This window comes from Candidatus Micrarchaeia archaeon (genome assembly GCA_041650355.1).
In the GTDB taxonomy this organism is placed as follows: domain Archaea; phylum Micrarchaeota; class Micrarchaeia; order Anstonellales; family Bilamarchaeaceae; genus JAHJBR01.
The window spans coordinates 1-9,580 of record JBAZLI010000033.1 but is presented as its reverse complement, the minus strand read 5'-3'; the positions used below and the strand labels follow the sequence as shown (position 1 = coordinate 9,580).

Here is a 9,580-nt window from a genome sequence, read left to right as displayed (position 1 = left end):
AAAAGGGAATTGGAGCGCGGTGGCCAAAAGCTGTCAGAAGGCTACCGCGCTGGAAGAGGAAATAGATGCACTACTCAGCCAGCTTGGCGAAAAGGCGCGGGATAATTACAATACCACACAAAGACTGAGCAAGGATGCTGCGGGGCGTCTTTCTGAGAAGGATGCAAAAAACATCGGAGGCCTGCTCTCAGAGAGTTGGAGCCGCATAGATGCGGGGGACAGCATCAAGGCGCTCAAGAATTCGGATGACGCGATGAAAATACTCAGTAGCATGGATGAAGCAGGAAATTATGATTTAATTCTCTGGGGCTCCATGGTGATGGTTCTTGCAGTGGCAGCGGTTTATTATTTCAAGGGATTGGGTGGAACTAAGAAGAGCAGGGTTTTCAGGAGATTAGAAAAAGCTGTCTAAGCTTGACTGCCCGCTTTTGTCTGTCTTGATTTTATTTGCTGTTGGTTTTCCAGTCTGCCGTGTTTTCGCACTTTGAGAATCCTGCATGCGCCCGAGTATGCTCTTCATCCTCTTTTCACGGTTGAACGAAGCCCAGTAGAAATACTCGTCGCGCGTCCCTTTCGTTATGAGTATGTACACGTTGCCGTCCTTGAACCTACCCGCGCGTCCTCGGCGCTGGATGCTCCGGATCTCGCTAGGGGTTGGTTCGTAGAATATCACATTATCCACTGCGGGGATGTCGAGGCCTTCTTCCCCTATCGAACTGGCTACGAGGACCCTGAATTTGTCCTCCCGAAACTGGGCGATGGTTTCTTCCTGCTCTTTTTTCGTGTATTCGCCCTTTCGCCCCAAAAACATGCGGGCACTAATGCCAGTCTGGTTCAGGGTTTTCTCAATCAGCGCGACCTGGTCGCGGTATTGGGCAAACACCATTGATTTTCCAGGATGTGATTGGAGGAGCCCGGTCAGCAACCCGAGTTTCGGGTGCTCCTCGGTGCTGTTAAGCAGGATGTTCTCTATTGCGATGAACTGGGGTTTTTTGAGCAGTATCTTGGCGCTCTTTGTTTCCTTTTGTTTGAGCTTTTCAACATATTTTCTTAGGACGCCAGGGCCTTGCGTTTCCACGAGCTCTTGCATGTGGAGCAGATTCAGGAGCACGGAATACACAACGAGGGCCGCGTATTTGGCGTTGCTCGGGTGGTTCAATATCCTCTGCCGCAGGGCCATGAAAAGCCGCTTGGACTTCAGAGGTGGAGGGTAGCCGAATGAAGAAAGCTTGCGGGCGTTCTCCTTTATCAGCAGGTCGAGGTTGTTTTTTATCTCCATGAGGTCTGGGGTCAGGCTCGTTTCAATCCAGCTTATTTTTATGTCTTTTACATAGGGCGCCACGTCTGTGTCATGCTTCGAGCGTATCTGCACGTTCTTGATGAACAGGTTTTCGAGTATTTTGTTTATGCGTTCGCGGTTGCCGCCTGGCGATGCAGTAAGACCCACAATGAGCGCGTTTTCCCGGAGCTTTTCGGCGACGGAGGTGTACGCGTAGTTGCCTATGGCTCTGTGCGCTTCGTCAAAAATGCACAATGACACGGTTCCTGGTGTGTTGAATACCCCAGAGCGCAGGTCGTTCTTAATCGTTTGGGGGGTTGAGAAAATTATCTGTTTATTGTAGAGGGGGGCGCGCTTCTTCTTCGGAATTTCTCCTGTAACTATAGTTACAATGTCCGGATTCACGTCAGAAATGTCCGAAAAAGAGACCAGGTGTTGTTTTACCAATGGTTTTGTAGGCGCAAGAAATAGGCACTTGCCTTGCTTCATTTTCCATTCAATGAGCATGAATGCAATTAGTGTCTTGCCGAGGCCAGTAGGCAGCACGACTAGGGTGTTGCCAGACGCTGAGATAGCATCGAATATTTTTTTTTGGTATTCCCTTGGTTGGAGTTTCATGTGCATCAGTGGCGAACCAACAACATATTTGTTGAGATTCGATCTACATTGGTTTGTTTTAATAGAAATATTGATGAGATATAAATAATTAAGTGGGTGGGTGTTGAGGGAGGGCATACTTCTAGTATTATTTATAAAAAATTTATGAGATAGAATTAATTAATTTGTAACTATAGTTACATTTATATATTTATAATAATTAATAAAATTAATAAATATTTTTTGTTTTTAATGATAAAAATTTATTTAAGGGTGGAAAAATGTTTGTGTATTTTTATGATCTGAAACCAAAAAACAAATCCAACTACAATCGCTTGAAAAGGGTTTTTTACTACCACTTCAATAAAATCAGGTTGAAGGATTTCTCATTTAAAACTAAATCTGTGCTTATGGTTGACGAGAAATATGGGAAGCTTATTGATGGCTTTTTCTCTGGGTTCAAGGGCAATATTGAAGTTTACAAAATAAGGACGGACGACGTGGAGCAAATTTTTTAGGTATTTGATTGGCCATATGAACCAACAACCAATAATAGTGGAATTAAGGGGGGTCGGTCCAGCCATCTGATCTATTCTGGGGTGTATGTGAATGCGCCCAGGTCCAATTCGCAAAAACCAACTGGGAAACTTATTCCTGATTTCTCAAGCGTTTCCGGAGCAACTTCACCCATAATCCCGATTTTCTTATTTTTATAATAAATGCCTGCACCCCGATGGTGTATAAACAAACCAAATGAATCTTCCTGCTTGAGCTCGAATTCTGCATTCTTGGCCCACATCACACTCTGCAAAACCCCACGTATCAGCGAGAAATCCACGCTTTCAGAGCAGACGGCGAACCCAAGCCTCGTTTCCTCCATGCTCTTACCAGGTGCAAAAACGCGCCCCATTTCGAATATCTTCACCGGATGCTCCTGATTTGCGTTCAACGCGATATTCTCCAACAACGAGCCAGCCAACGTGGTCCTGAGCAGAGTGAATTCCTCTGTTTTTGGGTTTATTATCTTGAGTGGCTTCCCCCCACCAACATCTTCCATCTTTTTGTAGTTGGCGAGCGCATAATTCACCACCTCTACAAACCCAGCTCCCACCATCACATCTTTCACGTCATCATCAGCTCTGCGGGCCTTTCCTATAGAGAAAAAATCCGGAAGCGTGGGCGCGAGCCTGTCATATCCATAAGCAATCGCGACATCCTCCGCGGCATCCACGTAACTATTGACGTCGGTTCTGTAAGGCGGGACGAGCAGTTTCCCACTCCCATCTACCATCCACCCCATCCTCGAAAGACAGTCTAAAACCTTGGTTTTTTGGAAATTTTCCCCCAACAATTTACTGATTTCCTTGAGCTTGATTGGCATCCTGCCCCATTCAAGATTCGGGTAACTCCTGCGGCCGGAGGAAACTCCATATATTTCCCCACCTCGGTCCGCAAGCGCACACACCAGGATATTCAAAACCCTATCCAGCGTTTCCAGGTGGGTTCCGGTCACGTCAAGCACCAAATTCTTCGTGTTCTCCGTGACCCGTGTGCGCTCGCTGTTTATGATAGGTGGAAACGAAATCACTCCTTTCTGGTCGCACAGCACCGGGTAATGCGGGCCGACCAGATGCGCATAAGCCTTCCCTCTCGGATGCCTCGCGAGTATCTGCTCGACGTCCATCTCTTCAGAAAAATCAAGCGGGACGAAGGATTCGTTTTTGACGAATTTGTACGTGAGCGGAAAAACCACCTCATCAGCATTATGAATTCCTATCGCAACCTTCCTCCGTTTGCGCCCCACCGTCTCGTGGAGCTTCTCCTGGAGCTGCATCATGGATTTGAGCACGCTCTCGTTCATATTGACGTTTTTCAGGACTGCTGACACTATGTAGGGGCGCTGCGCGCCCACCGAGCGGTCCACAACCAGTTTGAAATCTGATTTTTTGGCCGAGTAATTCCTTACTGACCGACCGTTCAGGGCGTTCAAGACCCGTGCAATCCCCTCAATCGAAAAAAGGTCCGGCCTGTTGGGGGTCACTTCAACAAAAAGGTCGTCTCCTGCTTCCCCATCTATAGGCATGCCTATGTCGCTCAGCTGTTCCACTGCGCGGTCCTTTTCCAGGCCCGCCAGTTTCTTCAATTCAAATATGGAGACAGTAACCACTGCCATGAAATCATCCTGTTTTTTCCTTAGCTTCAATTGCCCGTTTTTTGGCGTATGCTGTGGGGTACTGCTCGTCGAGGCACCCGGTGCAAACAGGAAGCCCTATCGCCCGGTTCAAGCCACCTAAGGACAAATACCCTAGACTGTCTGCACCCAGGAACTTCCTGGTTTCCTCAACGCTTTTCCTGTTGGCTATGAGTTCTGTGTATGTGGACATGTCAACGCCGTAGAAGCACGGCGCCTTTATCGGCGGCGAAGTTATCCTCAGATGGACCTCCCTGGCCCCGGCGCCCCTTACAATCCCCACGATCTCTTTAAGCGTGGTTCCCCTCACAATGCTGTCGTCTATCAGCACCACCCGCTTGCCTTCCAGGATGCCCCTCACCGGGTTCAATTTGAGCTTCACCGCGTTGCTCCTCGCATCCTGGTTTGGCATTATGAACGTCCTTCCAATGTACCTGTTCTTTATCAACCCTTCCTCGAACCGTATCCCTGTCTTTTCGGAAAAAGACTGCGCCGCGGTTCTTGAGGTATCAGGAACCGGAACCACCAGGTCGGCATTTACCGGATGCTCCACTGCCAGCTCCTCGCCCAGCCGCTTGCGCACTTCAAACACCCATTTCCCGTTAATTATGGAATCCGGCCTCGCGAAATAAACGTACTCGAACATGCAATGATGCGGCGCTCCCTCGAGCAGCCGCTTTCTCGTCATCCGGCCGCCCTCGATTACCACGAGCTCTCCACCTGCGATTTCGCCGCTGTACGGCAGGTTGTTTATATCAAGTGCGCAGCTTTCCGAGCACACGCAGAACGTGTCCTCGTTTTCCCCATAGACCAGCGGCCTTATCGCGTGCTTGTCCCTGAATGCAAATAGTTTGCCCTGATGCATGCCAGCCACGGAATACGCCCCATCCAGCTTCTTCATGGCGTGGGTGGCCGCGGCTTCCAGCCCCTCTCCAATTTTCTCCTGCAGCAAATAGAGTATGACTTCAGAATCCACTTGGCTCGAAAGTTTCACTCCCTTTCCTTCGAGTTCCTCCCTTAATTCCCAATAATTGGATATGTGGCCGTTGTGCGATACCACCATCTTGTCTCCTGAAGATGGTTGGACGTCGCTGAGAAGGCACCTGCCTGTGGTCGGGTACCGCGTGTGCGCTATCCCAACGCCCCCTTCAACCCGCTGGTCCTCCCCGCTGAATATGTCACACACGAGCCCCAACCCACGCCTGGTCTCGTATCTGCCGTCATTGTAAACTGCGAAGCCGGCCGCGTCCTGGCCCCGGTGCTGGAGTGCCACCATAGCCCGGTAGAGCAGGGGTGCCACTGGCCCGCCTTTTTTGGAGCAAATCCCGATTACCCCGCATTCCTCGTGTTTTTCCCCATCCATGCTCTCTCCCGCTAGGTACAAAATGCTGGCTTTGAATTCCATGAATTTGCAACAGTTCCTTCGTCAGCTAAATATTTAAACCAAATCCATCTCGTCCTGCAGCAAGAGGATGGGAACGAAAGCCGTTCGGCGCTGGAACCAGAAAACAAAAACTCAGAATTTTTCATCCAGGTACGCAGCCGCATTCTCAAATATCTTCATGCCTGCCCCCTTCCAGTCCTTTATCCTGTCCTTCACTTCAGTCCAATACGGGTTGTTGGTCATGGAGTTGTACGCTTCGGGATGAGGCATCATGCCCAGCACGTTGCCCTGTTCATTGCATATTCCGGCTATATTGAGCGCCGCCCCGTTCGGGTTGTACGGATAGCCTGCAAGCTCCCCAGCTTCGTTCACGTATTGGAGCGCAATCATCTCTTTGGCTTTCAAGTCTCTGAGCGTCTCCTGGTCTGCCATGAAGTTGCCTTCACCATGCCTGACTGGCAGCATGAGCCCGGAAATGCCCTTGGTGAAAACGCACTGTGATTTTTGATTTGCCTTCAGGTAAACCCACCTGTCCTCGAATTTGCCCGACGCGTTCGGGCCGACGGTAGTTTCCTGCACGAATTTGTTGTACGGGAGCAGGCCCATCTTGGCTATCATCTGGAATCCGTTGCATATCCCAATGACCAGTTTGCCCTGCGCCACGAACGCCTCGAGCTCGTTTCGCAGCCTGAATTTCATCTTGTTCGCGAGCACCCTGCCGCTTCCGAGATCGTCCCCGTAGGAAAAACCCCCTGGCAGCGCCATCAGGTCGAAATCCTGGAGCATCGTAGGCCGCTCCACGAGTTCATGCACGTGCACGCGCCTGGCCTCGAAGCCGCTGGCTTTCAAAACATACTCTGTTTCGTAATCGCAGTTTATCCCGTACCCGCAAAGCACCATGGCGCGCCTTTTGTTCATATTCTAACACCGTTCCATATTGCCCTAAGGTCGGCTATGTCCTCGTTTATGATTATCGTCTCGCCTTTCCTGACCACCAGCCTGCGGTCCCCGCGCACCCTCCCCACGCGCGCACAAACTGCCCCATGCAGCATCTTCTCGAATTTTTCCGCGTCCTTCTGAGCCACGCTCACCACGAACCTGCCCGCGCTTTCCGAAAACAGCACCGCATACTCGTTCTGGGTCCTGGCAGGCACCTTGCCCAAATCCAGCTCCACGCCCATTCCGCTCGGGAAACTGCACTCTGCAAGCGCAACGCCCAGCCCGCCGTCTGAAACATCATGGGCTGAGCGCACCAGCCTGCTTTCGCAGGCATTTGAGAACGCCCTGTAGAGCGGAACCGTCTCATCGGTATCCACCTTCGGGTTGTCATTCCCAATCCCTCCGAACAGCCTGGCGAACTCACTTCCACCCATCTCCTCCTTGGTGCTGCCAAGCACGTACACGTAATCCCCTTCCACCTTGAACTCGCTGCTCACCGCCCCCCTTACATCTCCGATTTTGCCGAGCACCGTGACCAATAGAGTGGGCTGAATGGAGTATTTTCCGTCCTTGCCGTAATAATCGTTCTTCATGCTGTCTTTCCCTGACACGAGCGGGATACCGTACTCGGTCGCGCAGTCGTATAGCCCCATACATGCACGCACCAGTTGGGCCAGCTTGTATTCCCCGTCCTGCGTTTTCTCGCTCTGCACCGGGTCTGGCCAGGAGAAGTTGTCCAGCGCGGCAAGGTAATTGAACCTCGCGCCAACTGCGAGCGCGTTCCTCACGGCTTCATCAAAAGCCAGCATGGCCATGTCATGGCTGTCCTGCACGTATTTCGGGCATATCCCGTGCGCTATCACCAGCCCTTCCCAGCTTTCGAAAACCGGCCGCAGCACGGCCGCGTCGCAGGGCGCGTTGTTCCCCATCAGGGGCTTAATCACGCTCTTGCCCTGCACTTCGTGGTCATACCTCCGTATCGTGTGCTCCTTCGAGGCGATGTTCGGCATTCCAAGTAGCTGTTTGAGCACTTCTCCAAGGTCCGAAGCGTCCACCTTGGGCTCCACGAAGCGTTTCCTCTGCCACTTCGCAGACAGCTTCATCCTCTGCGGCTTGTGCAGGAACTCCAAATCCAGGTATGCAACCGTCTTGCCCTCGTAAAGTGCATGCATTTTCCCGCTGCCGGTGAATTTCCCCACCACAGTGAGTTCAACCTCATGCTTCCTCGCAATCTCCTCCAAAGCCTCCAAGTTCTCCTTCTTCGCCGCGAGCGTCATGCGCTCCTGGCTCTCGGAAACCAGTATCTCCCATGGCTGGAGTCCAGGATATTTGAGCGGAACGGCCTCAAGCCATATCTCGCAGCCGTTGCACTGCTCGGCCATCTCCCCGATGCTGGAGGAAAGGCCTCCGGCGCCGTTGTCTGTTATAGCCTCGTAAAGCAGCGCGTCCCGCGCCTCTATTATGAAATCAAGCACCTTTCTCTGGGTTATCGGATCCCCTATCTGCACCACGCTGGTCGGAGTGCTGGCGTCTATCTGTTGTGATGAAAATGTAGCCCCGTGTATTCCGTCCTTGCCCACGCGTCCGCCAACCATGATGGCCAAGTAGCCTGGCTCCACCTTCTTTTCCGAGGTTTTCCGCCCGTTTATCTCGCTTGGCAGTATGCCCGCAGTCCCGCAGTATATCACCGGCCTGGCCGAGAAGCAGGATTCGAAGACGAAAGAGCCGTTCACGGTGGGTATCCCGCTCTTGTTTCCTCCGTCCTTGATTCCCTCCACCACGCCCTCGTAGATTCTGCGCGGGGGCAGCACGCCTTCCACGCCCTTGCCCTCCAGCGGCCCGAAGCACAGCACGTCCAGGTTCGCTATGGGAAAGGCGCCCATGCCGCACCCCATTATGTCCCTGTTCACGCCCAATATACCTGTGAGCGCGCCGCCGTACGGGTCGAGCGCAGAGGGCGCGTTGTGCGTCTCCACTTTTACTGCAATATCGTTTTTCGGGTCGAATTTGATTATCCCGCCGTTGTCCTTGAACGCAGAAACCACGTACGGCTTTTTCACTGCCTCCGTGGCCCCCTTTATGAACGTCTTGAACAGCGAATCAATATTGTAGCTGTCGCCATTCTCGCTGTACGCGATTTCGGCATTGAAAATCTTGTGCTTGCAGTGCTCGCTCCAAGTCTGCGCAATAACTTCCAGCTCCACGTCAGTTGCTTCTTCCCCGAGCTCCAGCTTCTTCCTTTCGGAAAGCACGCCCTTCCTGGAAAAATATTCCCTAGCTGCCTTCATTTCCGGCACGCTGAGTGCCAGGAGCCTTTTCCTTGAAAGCTGCGCGAGCTGTTCCTCGTCCTTAGGAAGCTTTATCCTTTCCACGCTCACCTCCAACCTGAGTGCGACCTTGGGGAGGTACGGTTCGAGTGTATCCCCTGGCTGGCGCACGATTATCTGCTGCACCAGCTCATTTGCCATGCGCTTCCCGAACGCCTCGCATATTTCTGTTTCGAGCTCCCCGCCTATCGCGTAAACCACGCTCGAGTAAACTTCGGCGTGTTTTCCCAGCGCGTCGAGAACCGCGTCCTTCGCGGTTTTTCCGACATTATCGGTAACTCCGGGCATGTACCCGACCTCGATCCTCCAGCGTTCTGGGAAAAAAGGAGCCGTGAACGAGAATTCCTGCATCACCCTGTCAGCGAAAACTTCCGAGCCCAGGAAGCCCATCTCTTTTTCGTCAAGCTCAGCATCTATGCTGTAGCACTCCATCACATCAACGCTGGCCCGGATATTGAACTCCTTCCTGAGAATCTCGGCCAGGCCTTCGGCTCTCGGGTCTTTCACACCGTCCCTGAGTTTTACCTCTATGCGTCTGGCCATTGCGCTCTACCCCCTGGATAAGGATTAAAATCTAATATTTATATTGATTGGGTTTAGCAGGGTTGCGCGCGCAGTATGTAACCATAGTTACAATTTCACCAGTTTCGCTCGCCCGCTAGGGAGCAGATTCTGGATTTCGTCGGGGTGCGCCCCGAGCAGCTTGGCCAGCTTTTTCACAACTACTCCCTTTTCCTCGTTTCCCGGCGCAACAAGAACATCCTTCCCCAGCCTCCTCGTGCATTTCGCAGGCAGCACGACCGCAATCCCACTCTCAATTCCCGCCCTAAGTTTAAGCTCTGTTTTCCTGAACCACTCGCGCT

General features: G+C 52.0%; 7 protein-coding genes. 1 reads left to right on the top strand and 6 read right to left on the bottom strand.

What is annotated here, in order from left to right; all coding sequences use genetic code 11:
- Positions 1–412 (top strand): hypothetical protein (locus WC488_03165; protein ID MFA5077402.1); only part of this gene is annotated, 412 nt, incomplete at its 5' end.
- Here the strand turns inward: WC488_03165 and WC488_03160 are convergent.
- From WC488_03160 to WC488_03135, 6 genes are all read right to left on the bottom strand, one after another.
- Entirely contained in the window at positions 395–1,897 is a 1,503-nt protein-coding gene (locus tag WC488_03160; GenBank protein MFA5077401.1) for a DEAD/DEAH box helicase family protein, read from the bottom strand. The two genes, WC488_03165 and WC488_03160, sit on opposite strands and share 18 nt — an antisense overlap.
- 568 nt (positions 1,898–2,465) lie before the next feature.
- On the bottom strand, positions 2,466–4,049 hold the full coding sequence (gene pheT / locus WC488_03155; protein MFA5077400.1) for a phenylalanine--tRNA ligase subunit beta: 1,584 nt from the start codon (positions 4,047–4,049) through the stop codon (positions 2,466–2,468).
- 4 nt (positions 4,050–4,053) lie between these two features.
- The gene (gene purF / locus WC488_03150; protein MFA5077399.1) at positions 4,054–5,430 is read right to left on the bottom strand and encodes an amidophosphoribosyltransferase; all 1,377 of its coding nucleotides are present in this window, start codon (positions 5,428–5,430) and stop codon (positions 4,054–4,056) included.
- Positions 5,431–5,583: 153 nt separating this feature from the next.
- Complete coding sequence (gene purQ, locus WC488_03145) at positions 5,584–6,369, bottom strand: phosphoribosylformylglycinamidine synthase I (protein MFA5077398.1); 786 nt, start codon at positions 6,367–6,369, stop codon at positions 5,584–5,586.
- Complete coding sequence (purL, locus tag WC488_03140) at positions 6,366–9,260, bottom strand: phosphoribosylformylglycinamidine synthase subunit PurL (protein ID MFA5077397.1); 2,895 nt, start codon at positions 9,258–9,260, stop codon at positions 6,366–6,368. The genes purQ and purL overlap by 4 nt, the downstream gene beginning before the upstream one ends.
- A gap of 87 nt (positions 9,261–9,347) precedes the next feature.
- On the bottom strand, positions 9,348–9,580 hold a 233-nt coding region (locus WC488_03135; protein MFA5077396.1), incomplete at its 5' end, for a hypothetical protein.